Annotated in this window: 16 protein-coding genes; 11 read left to right on the top strand and 5 right to left on the bottom strand. The window is 50.5% G+C overall.

Annotated elements, in window-relative coordinates; genetic code table 11:
• Window positions 1-35: 35 nt before the first annotated feature.
• From GOX63_RS07065 to GOX63_RS23950, 4 genes are all read left to right on the top strand, one after another.
• Window positions 36-257: a hypothetical protein gene (locus GOX63_RS07065; protein WP_170545300.1), complete on the top strand. Its 222-nt coding sequence runs from the start codon at window positions 36-38 to the stop codon at window positions 255-257.
• On the top strand, window positions 254-1,645 hold the full coding sequence (locus GOX63_RS07060; protein WP_170545297.1) for a hypothetical protein: 1,392 nt from the start codon (window positions 254-256) through the stop codon (window positions 1,643-1,645). Before GOX63_RS07065 ends, GOX63_RS07060 begins: the two co-directional genes overlap by 4 nt.
• Window positions 1,642-3,858: a hypothetical protein gene (locus GOX63_RS07055; RefSeq protein WP_170545294.1), complete on the top strand. Its 2,217-nt coding sequence runs from the start codon at window positions 1,642-1,644 to the stop codon at window positions 3,856-3,858. Before GOX63_RS07060 ends, GOX63_RS07055 begins: the two co-directional genes overlap by 4 nt.
• Window positions 3,859-4,041: 183 nt before the next feature.
• The gene (locus tag GOX63_RS23950) at window positions 4,042-4,263 is read left to right on the top strand and encodes an HGGxSTG domain-containing protein (protein WP_302478365.1); all 222 of its coding nucleotides are present in this window, start codon (window positions 4,042-4,044) and stop codon (window positions 4,261-4,263) included.
• 30 nt (window positions 4,264-4,293) lie between these two features.
• Here the strand turns inward: GOX63_RS23950 and GOX63_RS07050 are convergent, their stop codons facing one another.
• From GOX63_RS07050 to GOX63_RS07040, 3 genes are all read right to left on the bottom strand, one after another.
• Window positions 4,294-4,878 (bottom strand): hypothetical protein, encoded by a 585-nt coding sequence (locus GOX63_RS07050; protein ID WP_170545291.1) that lies wholly within the window; start codon window positions 4,876-4,878, stop codon window positions 4,294-4,296.
• Window positions 4,871-5,248: a hypothetical protein gene (locus GOX63_RS07045; RefSeq protein WP_170545288.1), complete on the bottom strand. Its 378-nt coding sequence runs from the start codon at window positions 5,246-5,248 to the stop codon at window positions 4,871-4,873. Before GOX63_RS07045 ends, GOX63_RS07050 begins: the two co-directional genes overlap by 8 nt.
• Before the next feature lie 268 nt (window positions 5,249-5,516).
• Entirely contained in the window at window positions 5,517-6,239 is a 723-nt protein-coding gene (locus GOX63_RS07040) for a hypothetical protein (protein ID WP_170545286.1), read from the bottom strand.
• A 369-nt stretch (window positions 6,240-6,608) separates the two neighbouring features.
• Between GOX63_RS07040 and GOX63_RS07035 the strand changes: the two genes are divergently transcribed.
• From GOX63_RS07035 to GOX63_RS07005, 7 genes are all read left to right on the top strand, one after another.
• Window positions 6,609-6,851, top strand: a complete 243-nt coding sequence (locus GOX63_RS07035) for a hypothetical protein (RefSeq protein WP_170545283.1) — start codon at window positions 6,609-6,611, stop codon at window positions 6,849-6,851.
• Window positions 6,848-7,093 carry a hypothetical protein gene (locus tag GOX63_RS07030; RefSeq protein ID WP_170545280.1) on the top strand — a complete coding sequence of 82 codons (246 nt, stop codon included), beginning with the start codon at window positions 6,848-6,850 and terminating at the stop codon, window positions 7,091-7,093. The genes GOX63_RS07035 and GOX63_RS07030 overlap by 4 nt, the downstream gene beginning before the upstream one ends.
• Before the next feature lie 936 nt (window positions 7,094-8,029).
• A complete protein-coding gene (locus GOX63_RS07025; protein WP_170545277.1) occupies window positions 8,030-9,532 on the top strand; it encodes a patatin-like phospholipase family protein in 1,503 nt (500 codons plus the stop codon).
• A gap of 378 nt (window positions 9,533-9,910) precedes the next feature.
• Window positions 9,911-10,777 carry a DUF5677 domain-containing protein gene (locus GOX63_RS07020; RefSeq protein WP_170545275.1) on the top strand — a complete coding sequence of 289 codons (867 nt, stop codon included), beginning with the start codon at window positions 9,911-9,913 and terminating at the stop codon, window positions 10,775-10,777.
• Between the two features lie 285 nt (window positions 10,778-11,062).
• Entirely contained in the window at window positions 11,063-11,812 is a 750-nt protein-coding gene (locus tag GOX63_RS07015; RefSeq protein ID WP_170545272.1) for a hypothetical protein, read from the top strand.
• A 137-nt stretch (window positions 11,813-11,949) separates the two neighbouring features.
• Window positions 11,950-12,708, top strand: coding sequence for a hypothetical protein (locus tag GOX63_RS07010; RefSeq protein ID WP_170545270.1), 759 nt, complete (start codon window positions 11,950-11,952; stop codon window positions 12,706-12,708).
• 179 nt (window positions 12,709-12,887) lie between these two features.
• On the top strand, window positions 12,888-13,952 hold the full coding sequence (locus GOX63_RS07005; RefSeq protein WP_170545268.1) for a DUF5677 domain-containing protein: 1,065 nt from the start codon (window positions 12,888-12,890) through the stop codon (window positions 13,950-13,952).
• Between the two features lie 276 nt (window positions 13,953-14,228).
• On the opposite strand, the gene GOX63_RS07000 is transcribed toward GOX63_RS07005, so the two are convergent.
• Entirely contained in the window at window positions 14,229-14,663 is a 435-nt protein-coding gene (locus GOX63_RS07000) for an NUDIX domain-containing protein (protein WP_170545266.1), read from the bottom strand.
• A 993-nt stretch (window positions 14,664-15,656) separates the two neighbouring features.
• A complete protein-coding gene (locus GOX63_RS06995; protein WP_170545264.1) occupies window positions 15,657-16,448 on the bottom strand; it encodes a hypothetical protein in 792 nt (263 codons plus the stop codon).
• Window positions 16,449-16,811: the final 363 nt, after the last annotated feature.

Here is a 16,811-nt window from a genome sequence, read left to right as displayed (position 1 = left end):
CTTGGATTCAACAGCGTGACGCCGGAGGTGGTGCAGTGAGCGTGGAAATCAGAGAAATAATAGAGGCGGCAAGGCAGCGAGAAGAGGCAGAACTGGCCGAATTGAAGCAATGGATTGATGGCAACCGCCGTGAGCCCCTCACGCCCGAGCTGAAAGCCCGATGGTTGGGAATTGTGGCCGAACAGGGCGGTACGCTCGCCGCAGCCCAAACGATGGATCAGCTTGCAACCCAACCCATGCCGGAGGTGGTACAATGAGCAACCTGAACCCAAACATCATTCTAGCTGGAAATCAGCCGAACCCTGTTAACGCCTTTGCCCGAGGTCAGGCCCTGCGAGCACAGACGGATCAGTCGCAGCATCAAAACGCGCTACGGAATCTGTTCCAACAGCAGGGGGCTAACATTCTGGCCGGTGATAGTACCGCACTGAACGCACTTGCACAGTTCGACCCCGGCGCGGCGCTGGAAATCCGGGGACAGCATCAAGTTCAGAACAATCGCGCAGCCACAGCAAGGCGTCAGGCAGAGATGCATGAACGTGCAATAAATGCTGCTGAGGTGGAACAAGACCTTGCCAAGATCCGACAGGGCATTGCACAGGCAGCGGCACTTCATGCACAAGGCGACCTTCAGGGCATCAATCAGCTTTTGGCGCAGGTAAATCACCCGCCAATTCAAAGCCTGGACGAATTTCACGGCGTTGCTATGAAGTTTGCGGATGCTGAGAAAGCAATCGCTGATTTCTTGGCACCGAAAGACCGGGATTTCAGCAACTTCAAGGTGGTTGGCAATCAGCTCTATGACCTTAGCGCAGAGGGTGGCCCTGCCGTTGTCGGCAGCAGTCGGCAGACTCCAGGTTTCAGCGTAACGACGCCTGACGGGACCGTTGTGCAACACGGCTGGCAAGGCGACACGCCTCCGGGGCAAAACCCGGATGCCACCGGCACCCCGCGCAACCCGACCCAGTTGGGCAAAGAGCTATCCAAGATAGACGCCGCAGCCCTTGAGGAAATCAATGCCGCAGGGCGGACGGCAACCGACCTTGAAAGCCTTGCAACCCAGCTAGATACCGTTGCGCCGCAGGTTGGTTATACCGGCCCCGGCGGGCAGGCTTACGGCTTCGTGGATGATGTTGTTGGCTTCCTGCCCGGAGATAGTGGCGCGCGCGGTGCCTTCAAGTCGCTGGCGATGGAAGCACAACTGACGTTTACCGAAAAGACCAAAGGCGCAATCACGGATCGGGAAATGGGCATGTTCCGCGCTGCTGTTCCTAACCTTGGCCAGACACCAGAGGGAAATGCCGCAATTGCTCAAATCATGAAAGCCGGGGCTGCTCGGGCGCAATCCCGCGCAGCGTTCTTTGAGAATTGGGCGCGCAAACATGGCAGCCTCGAAGGCGCGCAAGAGGTGTGGTCCGAGTACATGCGGGATAACCCGCTAATCTCTCAGGGTCAAAGCGGAGAGATTCAGGCAAACCCCGAGGGTGATTGGCAAAGCTATCTGAACCGCCAGCCCGCCATGAGTTACACCCCGGAAAACATCATGCAGATGGACGCCGCAGGATTGGCACAGATTCCGATTGAGAAACTGACCGGGCCGCAACTTGACGCCTTGGAGCGCCGTTTTCAGGATCTGAGCCAATGAACGGGGACATTCAGCAGCGCATCGCAGATAGGCGCGCAGAACTCGCCCGGCAAGGAAATCTGACGGGAATGCAGGAGCGCATAGCGAAGCGCAGACAGCAGCTTTCCAGCGAGTTGGTGGCTACAACAGATGACGGTGGGCAGGTATTCAAATTGCAGGACGGTTCACTGTCCTTCAAATCGCCCGGATATGCCACAAACGACCAAGCCCGCATTCAGGAAATCATGCAGGGTGCAAAGCCGGTGGATTTGGTTCAGCGCGACTTGGATCAAGAGCGGATTGCCGAGAACCCGGTTGCGGCCCGAGCTCAAGAGTTTGTGCAGGGCACCCCGTTCGTGGGGGAATGGGCAGACGAAGCTGTTGGGATGGTAAGCCCACAGGCGGCTGAAAATATGCGCCTGACCTCTGATGCAATGGAGCGCCAGCACCCCGGCCAATCTGCGGCGCTGAATGTCACGGGTGGGATAGCCACGGCCATACCGTTGGCGGCAGGTGCGGGTGCAACCAAGGCGGCAGACTTCATCGCTAAGGGGTCGAATATGCTGACCCGTGGTATCCGCGCTGGGGCTGTTGCAGCACCTGTAGGAGCGGCTGAGGGGGCATCAAGTTTTGCTGGTCGGGCTGACGAAGGCGAACGGCTGATTGAAGGCGCAAAGGGTGCTGGTATCGGCGGAACACTTGCGGCGTTTCTTGGCCCCGTCGCCTCCCTGACTGGTGAGGGGATCGTGAACATTGCCCGACGTGTCAAAAAACTGGATATCCGCTCAATTGCAGATGAGTTGGACATTTCCCCCCAAGCGGCGCGGATCGTGAAACAGGGGTTAGTGAGTGACAACCTTGATGAAGCGCAGGCCCGGCTTGCCCAATTGGGTGAAGATGCGTTGTTAGCCGACGCAGGGCCGTCTACCGGCGCCCTATTGGATGCTGCGGCCACTACAGGCGGTAAAGCCCTAAACGCCGCCAGAGACGCCGCAGATGGGCGCGCAGCGGTAGCCGGTAAGCGCCTACCCCAAGTTCTCGATAACGTATTTGGGAAGCCTAAAGGCACCAAAACTGCCGCGAGGGAAATTTCGCAGAACACCGCCCCCGCAAGAAAGAGGGCCTATGACGCGGCTTATGCCCAGCCCATCGACTACGCCAACACCAGTGGGCGCAATATCGAAGGGATATTGTCCCGCGTTCCGCCCCGCACGCTCAGAACCGCGATTGACGAGGCTAACGAAGCTATGACGGCCAGCGGTCAACGAAATCAGCAAATCATGGCGCAGATTGCGGATGACGGCAGCGTTACTTTCCAGGAAATGCCAAACGTGCGGCAACTGGACGAAATCAAGAAAGCGCTGGATGGCATTGCCCGTGAATCGGTGGATCAGTTTGGGAGAATGAATGCGAAGGGCCTCAGGGCGCGCAAACTGGCTTCAGAGTTACGGGACGCCACAAAACAGGCTGTGCCCTTCTACGGGCGTGCTCTGCGCCTCGGTGGCGATAAGGTTCAGCGGGACGAAGGCTTAGCACTTGGTAAGAACCTGCTGTTCAAGGGTACTGCCGTTGAGGACGTGAAAGCCTTCTTGAACCAGGGCGTTTCCAACGAGGCCCGTCAAGCCGTCAGGCAGGGTGTGCGGGAAAGCATCGAACAGAACTTGTCTAACGTGCGCCGCACCATCACAGACCCCAACACAGACGCCCGAGAGGCCATGCAACTGGTTAAGGAAATGTCCAGCCGGGCAAATGTCGAGAAGCTGCGCCTTGTTCTCGGTGGGCCTCGTGCAGACCGACTGTTGAACGAACTGGACCGTTCAGCAACGGCGCTGGAACTTCGGGCAGCGATTGCTCAGAACTCCAAGACTGCTATCCGGCAATCCATTCAGGGACAAGTGGCGGAAGAAACTACACCCGGCCTTGTTCGTCGAACAGCGGGCAATCTGGGCAATCCATTGGACGCCGCAAAGGAGGTCACGCAGTCAATCACTGCAATTGACCCGCGCAGCATGTCAGCGCGCGAGCGAGAAATTTTCGCGGAAATCGCTAAAGCCCTCACTGGGATCAAGGGAAAAGACGCTCAGGACGCGCTCAGGGCCGTTAGAGGGGCATTGAAGGGTCAGCCTATTAAAGACGCCCAGGCTCAGCTTATTGGCCGTGTGGTGGCCGGTGCGAGCGCTCTTGGGATCTATCAATCAGGGATGCAATCCCTAGAACAGTCACTGTCCCGCTAAGGCAGGCGATAAAAAACGGGATAAAGCCGAACTGATTGTAAATCTGCATGTATCCCCAGCCTATCGAATAAACTGTTATCGGGCCGCAAAGCAGAATGAGAAGAATGGTAAGGGCAATAAAATATCTACGCATGATACCAACGTAGGAACTCACCCTGCCCCAGTCCAGACAGGAGGCATGACATGACCAGCAAAACCGGGATTTGCGGAGCCAAAACCAAGGATGGCGTTTGCATGAACGCCCCTGTGCAGGGAAAGGCCCGGTGCCGTCTGCATGGTGGTCTATCGACCGGCGCAAAGACTCCTGAAGGACGCAGACGTATCTCAGAGGCCAATGTAGCCGCTTGGGCAGAACGAAACCGATTGATTGAATTGGCGCGGTCTCTTGAGCAAGCAGCAAGTTAAATCGAATTTCCACTTAACATCAAAGCAAGATCAGCAGAAGTACACCCAGGGAAATACGCGACAAAAGTAATTGCTTTCGTTGCCTTCATCGATGGAAACCGCTGCAATTCTCTCTGCACTTGTTAAACTGTCTACGGCTTCCTTCACAGTTTGAATTTCCGTATCAATGCCTATTTCACCTAGCCCATTGGTTACGTTTGCAATGAGTGTTTCATTCTGTGTTCCTCGTTGACTGCCGGATAGCGGGTCACTTTCCTTGAGCGCTTCTTGTATAGCTAAACGTTCGGCGCTTCCGTCATCTGTTGATAAACGCTGGAGCAAATTCCAAATCTCAAAATCACCACTTGCCAATGGAGGTAACTCCAGGGAGTCAAGCTTTTCTGGATCTGAGACGCTAGCTTGGTTCTGTTGCAGATATATCCCCAACGTCAGAGAGTACATAATACTCAAATTACTATAGAGCAGCGCAACAGTTTGCGGGGTTTGCAAATACTCAACAGTATTCTCTATATCTGGAATATTTTGGGCGTATGCAATATTAGCCTTCCCGGCGGCAACAAGTGCGATAGAACCAACCAATATGGATCTACGGTTTTGATCAATAAAATTAGTCACTTAATGCGCTCCCGATAACTTTTGAATTGAGGAAAAAAACAGCTAGGAAAAGTAGCAACGCTACAGCAAACGCTCCACATTGTACGACACCAGAGAACGCGGCATCTCTATAATACTGTAGAGCCTCGCCACCAGAGTCCGAGACTCTAACCATCTCCACAACTGATCCGTACGTCAGATAGCCAAAAACCATGGAAAGAAAATGACCAATTATCGAACCACCGAGGGCCAACTTTGCGATCAGCCCGAGTGTTTCCTTTCTCCCTGTCAAAAAGCGCGCAATTAGGTAGCTTTCCGACACGAGCATTGCTAGCGCCACCGACCATAACAGGTCTACCTGAGACGTAATAACGCTCCCCACGTCATCCATGAAATTTTTTCTCCAAATAAGGACTTAGATCAACAATGTCGCATTAATTGTAGATTCAGTTTACACGGCGCCGAAAATTTATCAAATTCGCGATTTCCTGTACAACAAACAGTCACGAGGCAAAAAAATAGCGAATGAGTTGAAATCCAAAGTGTGTCTCAACCATCTGAAAAAATGCTGTGACGGTAGCTAGTTTAGCAACCTCAACGCACCAACCGGTATAATGGCCTGATCTTCAGCCTCGCATTCTGAGCACTGTAGGGATTGACTAACGAAGCACCTTGACGTTCACACCCTTCCATAGTGATTCAGCGTTTCGCTTGTGCATTTCTTTCGCACTGTCCCAGTCAAACCCTGTTCCGTTTAGGCTTAAGTAAAGATTATTTACGATTGTTACTGTTTTTCTAAGCAGTCTACGTTCGTCTCCGTAGCGAGGTCGGGGCACTGCGGCTTTCTTTTCTTCGCGAGTTTGCTCTAATTGGTGAGCAAGTTTGTCTCTGAAATTTCGTGCATTTCGGAGAGTGCCTGACGCTTCGAGTTCATGCGCGGCACGGACGCCCGTTCGTAATCTGCGCCGCGCTTTGGTCCCCCACTCCTTAGACCAACCTAAGTCGAAATTCTGATAGTGAGTAAAGTGATCGTCATAGACACATTGAGTCACACCAGAGCAGTCGGCCAATGCCGCGATTGTTGGAATGCTCCTGCTGTCGAGGTCAACAGCGTCCCAGAATGTGCATAGCCTGACGATTTCATAGTGCAGGACGCTTCGTTGAAGCTCCGAAAACGCGTGCGCGGCATATGAATCTGGGATCTGGTTCGCGATTTGAGGGGAGTACACTAACCAATAGGTATTCTCGTGAGCGCGCATGTGCTGAAGCAGAGTTGGAACAACCCCTTCGTTCTTATCATCGCTCATTTTTTCGCGAGCCAAATGCCACCTTTCTCGGGGTGGCATCTTTTGAATTTCTTTTAGAGATTTGTCTTTGTGCATTCTCTATGATCGGCGTCTTTGCAATTCGGAGTAAGGCCAAGTGGCTTCATTACTTATCTGAATCCACGGTTAAAACGACCCCAACACCATTAGCCGTGTCCCCCACATCCAGGAACTGGATTCCCCGAGCTTCCAAGGTGTTTCGTATTGCTTTTACTGTCTCTTCTCGCCCCCCAATTTCTCCGGATGAAGCTTCCAGCCTCTTGATTGTGGGAACCGAGATTTTGGACGCATTAGCCAGGTCAATTTGTGACCACTGTAACAAGGCTCTCGCGGCTTTGACCTGCTCTATTGATACTTTTAGTATTGACACCTATATACCCCTGTGATGATACTTTTAGTATAAATACTAAATCGGAGGAAACAGCAATGACTGAACAACGCGCCAGCGCGAACAGGGAAGTTTTTTCTTATCCCAACAAAAGGTGCACTCGGGCTGAATTGCAGCAAGAGGCGCTAATCATAGAAAGCCTTCTAGAAGCGGCAACCGCTCTAGTCGGCGGCAATGACAGCGGCGATAACATGATTGTTGTTATGGAGATGGCTCAGGACCGGGCCAAGAAACTCAACGCCGCCTTGGATTCAGTAAACCATCCGGAGTTGGCGTCATGAATGATACGTTTGATCTGTATGACAGCAAGGTTACGAAGTCGGCTGAAGGCAACTGTTACGCCATCTTCAACCTTTGTCGTGTGGGGATCGCAGCCAGTGACTCCACTATGAACATCGACCTGGCGAACAGGGGTGGCTATGACGCCCTGCTTGAGGCAATCGCCGAACTGGCAGCGGACGCCATTGAACGTTTGGAAACCGCACATCCGCCAAAGGACGAAACACAAGTTGAAGCTGCTTAAACCAGATTCACCATCAGGGCGCGGAAAAGACTGCGCCTTAATTATGTTCGAGGTTCCGTATGAGTTTCTACAGCGTCAATCGACACTGGTCAGACCAATTCTTGCCAGAGATAAAGAGCATCATCGGCAACCACATTATACAGGCCGCGCCAGATCCGCTGGACCACTTTCAAGCCACGGACTTGTTGATGCTGGACGCCAAGGACATGCGGATAGCAGCTAGAGTCAGACGCCACGGCTACGCATCCAGATACCCGCATCAGTTCACTATCCGCGCAAAGCTGCCAACAGGCGCTGAAACCGAGTTATCCAAGATAGTGAACGGACACGGAGATTGGATGTTCTATGGCCACGCGGGGCCTGACGGACAATCGATTGTAAGCTGGTGGCTGATTGACCTGCGAGCGTTTAGAGCGGCACTGATACGGCACCGAACAACTGGTTCGCAGCTATACATGGGAGACGCGCGAAACGCGGACGGGACGTGCTTCAAGTGGTTTGACATTCGGTCGTTTCCAAAAGAGCCGCCACTGGTGGTGGCAAAAAGTGGCCCGATCCCAACGCCAAGGCAGTGCCTTTTGTGATGAGTTCAATCGCCTGATCCATTGGGAAGCAGAAAGACTGCTTTGAGCCCAACTTGAGCATTGATCAAGCCCAGTCGACGCGAAATAAGTGCCAATTGCCAGTGGGGATTATTACATTCCAAGACTCGATCAGATAGCCTCAGACGCTGTAGTGAACGAAGCCGATGTGTGACTCTACCAGCTGCGTCGTGACTAACCTGCAAATGCTGACATTTGGTCTTTTCTCAGCATTTGGGATGCGGAAAAGAAAGATTCCAATTCTGAGGAAAATAACGTCACCCAATGATCATAATTGTGGTAGTTTAGTAACCGTGAGAAAACTAAAGCGAGTAATTTGACCGCTAGGTGAAAAATGGATTTCAAGGGAATAGCTCTCTGCCTTTCTGGGGGAGGATTTCGCGCTACTCTATTTCATTTGGGAGTCTTACGCCGTCTCTACGAAACAGGCTTGCTGGGTCACATCCGCGTTGTTTCAGCCGTGTCAGGAGGCGCCATTACTGCGGCTTTATTTCAACAAAATTTTGATCGCGATGGGGATTTTGATTGGGATGCCTTTGAAGCGAAGTTGCTTCGTTCCACATCGCGTGGAGTTCTTCATCACTTTTACTTTTCCATCATTCTATGGATTTCCCTCATAGCATTTGCGGGTTTGAACATTCACCATAGTTTGAGTTGGGCTTGGCTGGTCACCGGTTCCATCTGCCTGTGCAGTTATATTTATTTGCTTCGAGCGGTGCAAAAAGCAAACTGCAAGTGTCGTGAAGAAACGAATCATTGGATGAATTTTTTTGGCACATCCGAGCAAGTCTCTTGGACGCGCTATAGCACCCTTTTGCTTCCAATGATCCCTAGCGAGATGCGAATTGCGACATTGATAAATGAGATATATGAAGGCAATTCGACGGGGCTGCTTAATTCAAACCCAATAATGTGCCTGTCAGCTATCGATCTAATTTCTGGCAAACAAAAGGTCTTCTCAACTGGCGTTTTTGCCGAATTGAGCGAGCAGGGTGCTAAAGCTCTCTGGAATAACAAGGCTGATGATTCAGTGAAGGAACATGGTCACCTGAGTCTTGATACTGACGAAATCAGCTTTGCAGCTTCATACGATTCAAAGCTGGTTCCAATTGCTCGTGCCGTAGCCGCATCAACTGCAATTCCTCCGGTCTTTTCACAGGTTCCGCTGTTTATCGGCAACAAGTATGTAGGAAGTTTTGTGGACGGTGGTGTTTTCGACAACTTGGGCGTCAATCCTGTCGTCCAATTGTCCTACACTTTTTCATCGGATCAATCAGATAATGTAGCTAAAGCACCTAATTCATTTGACAGTTTCGTCTCGCACATCCTAATTGCTGACGCGGGCGGGAGAAAAAAAAGAAAAGTCAAAAGCTATTTTCTTCGAACAAATTTGCTCCATAGAGTCGTTGGAATCATGCTTTCTCATCAAGAAGCCGAAAGTGAGCGAAAAAAATGGTTAATGGAGAAACTCAATGGAGTTTCTGTTTGCATGTTTGGATTACACGTTGGGTATCCTTCTGGTGCCGAGTTATCTGATGAAAAGTGGTCAAGAATCCTGCCACAAATTCGAACTCATCTTGATCCATTTAGTGACGAAGAATCAGCTTGCCTGATTTACTCCGGGTACACTTGGGCCGAATATTGGTATCAAAACGAAATCAGAGGCGTTCTTGACGAATTTCCAAATGAAGCGAATGAAGAAAGCTGCTCAGGTTTATCAAGTATGTTACCCAGTTTCTCAGCGAATCCTGAAGATGAGACAGCTCTCTTGGAAATAGTCGGGCGCCGCGGAGCCACCGATACGTTAAAGCGCTTTGCGAAGTCTATTCTCCCATAATTGCGCCAGCCAAAGCGAGAAACTCCATCGCCGGTCTGCGCGTGAATGTGTTTTCAACAACACCTTAGTCGTTTCAATGGCAGCTTTGTCCGCTTCGCGGCCATTTGCGTCGGGCAAGGTCGTGTTTTCGCCTGTCGTACTGCCGCATGTCCGGTTTGAGCCCAAAGCCGCCTTTGATCACGCTTCGGTCTATCACGAGTGCAGCAAGTCGCGAGCAACGTAAACCGGACATTCAGTTCCGCAGAGTGAAAGGTGACAGTGGGGACTAACCTACAATTCTCCAATCTGGGAACTACGACCATTCAAGGCCCACTCCAGCCTTTGACTTTCTGTGGGCGTTTGTAAGGATAAAAGGATGGATGGCATTAGGTGAACGCTATGGAAGAATTTCAAGAAATTTTCAAGAAATACCAATCGATTAAAGTCCCGGAAGTTGGTTGTGACATTGGTCGACTACTCGATTTCTCCCCTGTTTTTTTTACCGACGTTGCAGAGATTTATGACATCAATACAAGGCTCAAAAATGAAGAACGGAACCCATCCGGATTTGATCTCAATGACGCCCCAATCCTTGGGCTGTTAGTGAAAATCAGCAAGCTCCTACGTGAGATTGTAGTTTACTATAAGGCAGGCGATGCCAACATAATTAGCTACTTGGAGCGACAAGCGATTGAAGCGGGTATTGTCGCACAATACCTCCTTCAAGCGACACCTGAAACCATCGAAAACTACCGAAAATGTTCGTACAAGGATCGTCTGAGGATTTTGGAGGCGCCTGAAAACGAGGGTTTTTATGCGACAAAAGCGGGCAAGCGCTTGAAGGCTGACGTGCTCACACAGCTCAATGCGGAAGGGTTCTCAACTGCCAGCTTTGAAGTTCAGAAAAAGCACAATTGGAAAGTCGACGGAAAGAGCATCCGAGATATGTTTAAGGCTCTAGGATTGGATGCTCTGTATGGCAACGTTTACGGACTCAGTTCAGAATCTATCCATGCAAGTTGGGGGCATTCAATGAATTTCGACCTCCACTACAACGAGGACCAGACTTATTCTGCCTACCCAATCGAGATGCCCGCCGACATTCGATACGTAGCACCGGTTGTCGAGCTTTGTAATCCCGCATTCATCGGATGGTCGAAGCGTGTAAATTTGAATGAGCACGATAGGTCATTGAAGTGGATTGCCAGTGTAAACCGGCGGCTGTTCTACGCATTTGATGCTGTATACGCGGCGAAAGATGGATAACCGCCGATGGCGTCAACGGTTCAATCTTGCTAATCTTCGCACCCGATTGAGGTGATAATCGAGCCCATAGCTGTCATTGCTGGGAGAGACGAATACTGCTTGTGCGTATGTCAGGTTAGCCACCTAACTAGACGTTCGGTCTAACTCGACGAAATGCAGATTGACGGACGATGCAGCAGTTGACCAGTCAACGCTCCACACGTTTTGCGTGCATTGCCTGCTGGTAATTCTCATGTGTCTGCGGCAGTCTGCCTGGGAACTTGTAGCGGGTTAAGAGGCGGCGGATTGCAGACTTTCTTACGTTTGGTGTGTTGGGTGGGTGCAGCCTACTTTTTTGCTTTGGCAAACCTTGGTTACGGATACCCGCCCGATTGGACTGGTAATCCCGGCCTCTGTTTATTGGCAGCGCTGGTGCTGTTCCTGCTCCCTTTCGCGCAGGAATTCAGCCTTACAGGCGTTTTTTCTTTCAAATCTAAGGTCGACGAGGTGAAGAGGGACATGTCCGACTTCAAGTTGGAAGTCGGCGAGCAAATCAAAATCCAAACGCAGCTTATTAGCAGTGTTTCTGCAAATCAGAGCCAGAATGTCCACGTAACCATCCCATCGCTTACCGATGCAGCAAAAGCGGAGAGTGAAATCAGGAGAGGGCGTCCCAATGCCCAGCCGATTCCGCTGAAAGATGTTGAGCAGCTTCGCGAAGAGTATCGCGACATGGAGCCTCTAGAACTGGCAGGTGAAATGGCGTATCTGCGGATAACACTTGAAGCCAAGCTTCGTGACTACTTCGGGCACAGCAAGAAGCTGGTTCCTAAAGAAGGTCGAAAATTCTTAAGCCTTGCAGGAATGTGGAAGACTTACTTGAAGATGAATCCAGAGGCAGAGCACTTGGATTCCGCAATGCGGTTTGTCATGGATGTCGGCAACGCTGGCGCACATGGGCAAACTGTCCCAGTCGAGACGGCGGTTGAGGCGCGTACCCTCGCAAATGCGATTGCGAGAGAGTTAGATGGCAACGGAGTTCGCCAGTCCGACTGACCATTTCAACACTTGGATTTTCGCCCACACCGAACTTTTGGAACAACACTGGACGTTGCAGACACAGCAGTCGCTAACGACCCCAATGCGGATATTGAGCAATCAATAGAAATTCAATTTTCAAGGAAGTACAGGACTTGGATCACTTATACGCCAACGCCATACAGAATATGTCGGCTTTTTTTGACAGTTTGGCTGCTCGCATCGAGCAACCTAAGCAGATTCAAATAGGGGATGGATATACATATCGCTATGATAACTTATCGATTCACGCAGCAATATTACAGAAACTCGCGAGAGTTATAACTGGCATTCAAGCCATGCATACGCTGAATGCCTATGGCCTTACTCAGGAGCAAGCTGCCATCCAAAGAATACTTGATGAGCTGATGGAAGACATCTTATTTTTAACTTACTCAGTCGTATTTGATAACCGCTCCAAACTGCATGATGCGTTTTTGAAAGCGTTTTATGAGGAAGAATGTGACAATCCATCGAGTGTGTTAGATTCCTCTCAAAAACGACCTACGGTATCGAGAAGAAAAATAAGAGCGTACGTTAACAACATTAGTGGTCTGGATGATCCAAGTACGGGAATAGAAGTAAGTCGCACAATACATAAAGGATATTCAGGGTATGTTCATGGAGCATCACCTCACATAATGGAGTTGTACTATGGTACACCCCCAAGATTTCATTTGCACGGTGCCAAGAGCTCACCTCTGTATCGTGATCATGTAGACGACCTGCTAAACTACTATTATCGCGGAATATTAGCCTTTGCGTTTTCCGCAAAAGCCTTTGCCGACGATGATCTTTTTTATGAAATACGTCTTTACTCAAAAGAGTTTGCCGATGAGTCCGGAAGTGCGGAACACCTAACACCGTATAGTTAGTTGAAGGTGTGAGCGTCCGGCTCCTCCAGGTATGGGCCTTGCCGCAACAAGCTATCGTAGCGAAAACCTCTCCGATACCATTCAACACTAATGCAAAAGGTAGACCCCTATGGCTTAGCAATATTATTTATGGCAGTAGCGTGTGGTCTCGCATAGATCCTTTCGAAGGAAACGCAAAGTTGACCGCAAGTACATACGATCAGAAAGACACTTTCTTTTCGAACTTGAGCGACCCAATCATAGCGGCTGTCGAAAGACTGGTTTCCGAAGAAGGTGCCAGCTCGGAGAAGGTCGAGAAGTTTCTAGAACATATTGTCTCTGAAGGGGCTCCGAGTTTGGCGGAGAATCTGAAGAGCGGTGCACCTGAAATGCTTAGTGAAGAGCATCAGCAAACTTCCAGTTTCAAAACTCGGCACCTTGAACGATGGGAAACTCCATTGCGCCTATTGAAGGTGATGCGGCGGTCGGCTCAAGAGGCCGGGGAGGCCCACGCTCGTTCTGGTGTGCCCGATGGAGTTGAACCACTCGTTTTTGATACCTTGTGCATTCTTCACCCTAAAGCCCTGCTGATTACAAACGAAATAATCTGTCTTTTGGAAGGTGGTTTTGCTGATGGTGCGCTGGCGCGCTGGCGCGCACTACACGAAGTTGCAGTTACAGCGATGTTTATCGCTTCTCACGACGGTGCAACAGCACAGGATTACAGGTTGAGCGCCGTTTTCTCTGACTTCAAGGCGGCAAGGAAAGTCAATGAATATGCGGACAGAAACCAGATGGAACCATTTTCTGAAGCCCAAATAGAAAGAATGCGACGGGCATGCGATGCAGCCGAAGAGAATGCTGGCAGACGTCTTAAAACTGATATGGATTGGGCAAAACCAGCGTTAGGTCTCATGGCCAATCAAAAGGCCACGTTTTTTGATTTGGAGAAAGCCGTTGGAATGGACCATTGGAGGCCAAGGTTTAGATGGGCTTGCAAGCATAACCACGCGGGGTTCACTCATCCAAATGCACTGTTGGGCATGTCAGAATCAACACGCCTAATGCATCAAATAGGGCCTAGCGACAGCGGCCTTGCAGACCCTCTGCACATGACGGCGATCTCTCTTCTACACATGACAAACACGTTCTTACTTGCCGGTCAGCACTGTGTTGGAAGATTGGTAATGATCGCGACTTTGCGATGCTTGTCCGACGAACTAGGAGAGGCTGCACTAGATGCCCAAAAGACGCGTCCAAGGTGACCTGCGAGTATTGCCTGCGGTCTAGTCGCGACCTTGCAAAGTCCGCTATTGTGCACTTGCCGCCGTTTGTTGCAACTAGCATCGCAATGCAGCGAACGGCAGCTCCGTGGCCGGTACTTCCACCTGTTCGGGCGGCATAAGGCGAACGTCGGGAATGTCCGCATAGCAGAAATTGCACTGGCTTGGACCGCATCAGCAATCAACATTATGCGGCGGATTTTTTGTATGAGACTAGCGCTGTCATTTTTCATCCCGGATACTCAGCGCGTTCATCCATCAACCCTCCCAGAACACCCGAAACGCAGCTTGAAGCTCAGGTACAACGTCGGTTCGGTTGACAAATTCTTTGATTGGCATCATTCGCCAACACTGCCCCTCTTCACCAAACCTAATAGCTGAAATGACGTCTTCCGATACAATTATGGCAAATAGGGCGACTTCTCGTTTGGGTAGAGGTCCCGCAGCTTCAGCGAAGTAAGTTGCTTCGTAATCAATTGGGCTCTTTGGCAAGCAAATGCCGAACTCCTCCTGTGTTTCACGTAGTGCACATTCTAGGGCGGTTTCGTCTGCTTCTCGCACTCCCCCTGGTAGGTCCCATTGATTTGGGTTGGGAATGTGGTCGAAATCATCTCTCAAATAAGCCACAACCGCATCGTCACAAATGACGGCTATCTTGGCTCCCTGCAAATCAGTCGCTTCAGCTACTCTCATTGGTGCTCCCCCTTGCCGCACTTCTCTTTGTTAATTCAGAGCCGAAGCACAACAACGGTTCTTTCACTGAAAGCAGTGATACGGGAACCGTTAGATAGCGGGAAATACCGAACTGCTATCCATTGCAGGCGCAGCCTGGCCCCTTGTGGCAATTGTAGTTCCGACTGATGCAGCTATCCCCACATGCCTTCCCTTTTCGGCACACCTTGCAGCAAGCAGCGTCATAAACCTTTGCCTTCCCGGTTTTGTCTATCAGTTCCCAGAACAAGCCCGTTTCAACTGGGGTGGCAGTGGTTGTCGCTGGCATTTGGGAATTCTGCGCCCAAGCGGCTCCGAGAGAAAGGAAAAGTGCAATCGCACCGGCTGAAATAAGCGTTTTCACAATCATACTCCGTTAACAATGTATTAACCTTTGCACAGCAACGCGGAACTTGGAAAAGGCATTTCCGAGGTTTCTTTTTGACACTTCGATTGATGAGATTTGGAGCCAATTAATGAGCAGCCTGAAAGATGTGCGAGAAGATTCTGATTGGTCTATGAGTCGCAGCCGTATGAGCACCACAGGAAACCACACAAGGTGGATTAAAGGGTGGATCATCAACTACGTGAAACTCCTACCACACTGTTATTTAATGTCTTTTTTTGATTTGATGGTGCCCCCACACGGACTCGAACCGCGGACCTACTGATTACAATCGTGGAACAGTAAGTCGACCACCAGAACCCCTTGGCAATCCTCAGGATTTCTCCGAGAACCAACATGGTTCGAGTACGACTGTTACTGTAACAGAATCCGGGTGGTCAACCCGTACATGTAAGGGTGAGTCAGATTGACTCAGTTTGGGGCGTTGAGTTGAATGCGAGGAAACCTCGGAGTAACGACAAGACTGACGCACATTGGCTTTGAGTTTCCTTTCACCACTTTGGGGTCGCGGGAGGGTTTGTGGAAGGACCCTCCCAATCCACCTAAACGACTATCTAGTTCCCCGCCTATTAATTAACCAAAACTGAGGCGACAATCTGCCCGACCCCAACCAGAACGAGTGCAAATGTAAGGCGTCCCAACATGCGTTGTTGGGTAATGTTATCGGAGTGACGCCTGTCTGACTCCTCATAACGATCAAGTGTATATGGCGCCCTTGGGGACAACGAATAAGTAAAAGCGCCCTTCGCTTTCTCAAATTCTCCCGACGCAACCAGAGAGTCAAACACGATACTATAGTATCGAGCCAAGCGGGCTTTCTCAGGATGAAAAACGATGAAATCACCATGGCTTTGCCTCAAGTAGCTCAAAGGAGTGAAGACTGGTTTGTGGTCTTCCCGCTCAAGAGTCCAAGTGTAAGCCCACGACAGTATTTCCATCCTGTCTTGTCTTGCGAGTTTCTTGTTTGAGAACCGCCAGACACGAAACCGATGCTTGCACAACTCCCGCGCAGCCTTGAAACTTAGGATTGACCAGAAGAATCCCAGAGCGGATCGGTGTTTTAACTCTAGTTCTTGCGCATAGTGGATTATCTCCAGACTAAGCGGAGCGATAAACCGGTTTGGAACGGAAGCTTTCATTCCATTGCCCATGCCAGAAAACCAATACCCCTCCAGTCCTTTGCGATGAACGGAATCAACAACAAACCTGTCCCGATTGCCTTCATCGGTTAAGTGGACTGAATAGTAGTTTCGTTTCCGCAACCGCTCCATGCCGGACAAAGGAATCGTGTTTGGGGCCTTACGTTTTAGTGCTTTTTCGATAGCTGCTTTCACAAACAAACTTCTCAAATATGTGACCATAGAGTGTTCCAAGAGTTTTGTGTTCTGATCTCTTTTAACTCACTGATCCAGGAAGGAAAAATCAAAACCGAAACCTCATGCCTGGATGACGTCTATCTCATTCGAGTGCCTTAAACGTTTCCGTAAAACCCCTAGTCCTCCCTAGGCACACTCGCCAAAAACTCTAAGTCCCCACTCTCCCAACCGTCCTCAAACGCTTGACCCAAACGCCGCTTTTCCGCGTCCGACTTCGAGCAAGGGTAAACCAGCCCGACAATGTTCTGGTACATGTGCCGCGCCCTACTCTTCTCGTCGCGGTAGAAGAACCGCGTGTACCCATCGATGGCGTTGAAGAGTACACCCGATTGGTTGTTGGCCTCTCGG

The sequence above is a fragment of the Ruegeria arenilitoris genome, assembly GCF_013031355.1.
Taxonomy (GTDB): Bacteria; Pseudomonadota; Alphaproteobacteria; order Rhodobacterales; family Rhodobacteraceae; genus Ruegeria; species Ruegeria arenilitoris_C.
This window is presented reverse-complemented; position numbering and strand designations above follow the sequence as displayed.

Excerpts from the sequence above, each read along its gene's own strand:
- GOX63_RS06995 (WP_170545264.1), bottom strand. The coding sequence starts at position 16,448 with ATGGTCACATATTTGAGAAGTTTGTTTGTGAAAGCAGCTATCGAAAAA.
- GOX63_RS07035 (WP_170545283.1), top strand. The coding sequence starts at position 6,609 with ATGACTGAACAACGCGCCAGCGCGAACAGGGAAGTTTTTTCTTATCCC.
- GOX63_RS07030 (WP_170545280.1), top strand. The coding sequence starts at position 6,848 with ATGAATGATACGTTTGATCTGTATGACAGCAAGGTTACGAAGTCGGCT.
- GOX63_RS07040 (WP_170545286.1), bottom strand. The coding sequence starts at position 6,239 with ATGCACAAAGACAAATCTCTAAAAGAAATTCAAAAGATGCCACCCCGA.
- GOX63_RS07045 (WP_170545288.1), bottom strand. The coding sequence starts at position 5,248 with ATGGATGACGTGGGGAGCGTTATTACGTCTCAGGTAGACCTGTTATGG.
- GOX63_RS07000 (WP_170545266.1), bottom strand. The coding sequence starts at position 14,663 with ATGAGAGTAGCTGAAGCGACTGATTTGCAGGGAGCCAAGATAGCCGTC.
- GOX63_RS07020 (WP_170545275.1), top strand. The coding sequence starts at position 9,911 with ATGGAAGAATTTCAAGAAATTTTCAAGAAATACCAATCGATTAAAGTC.
- GOX63_RS07055 (WP_170545294.1), top strand. The coding sequence starts at position 1,642 with ATGAACGGGGACATTCAGCAGCGCATCGCAGATAGGCGCGCAGAACTC.
- GOX63_RS07060 (WP_170545297.1), top strand. The coding sequence starts at position 254 with ATGAGCAACCTGAACCCAAACATCATTCTAGCTGGAAATCAGCCGAAC.
- GOX63_RS07025 (WP_170545277.1), top strand. The coding sequence starts at position 8,030 with ATGGATTTCAAGGGAATAGCTCTCTGCCTTTCTGGGGGAGGATTTCGC.
- GOX63_RS23950 (WP_302478365.1), top strand. The coding sequence starts at position 4,042 with ATGACCAGCAAAACCGGGATTTGCGGAGCCAAAACCAAGGATGGCGTT.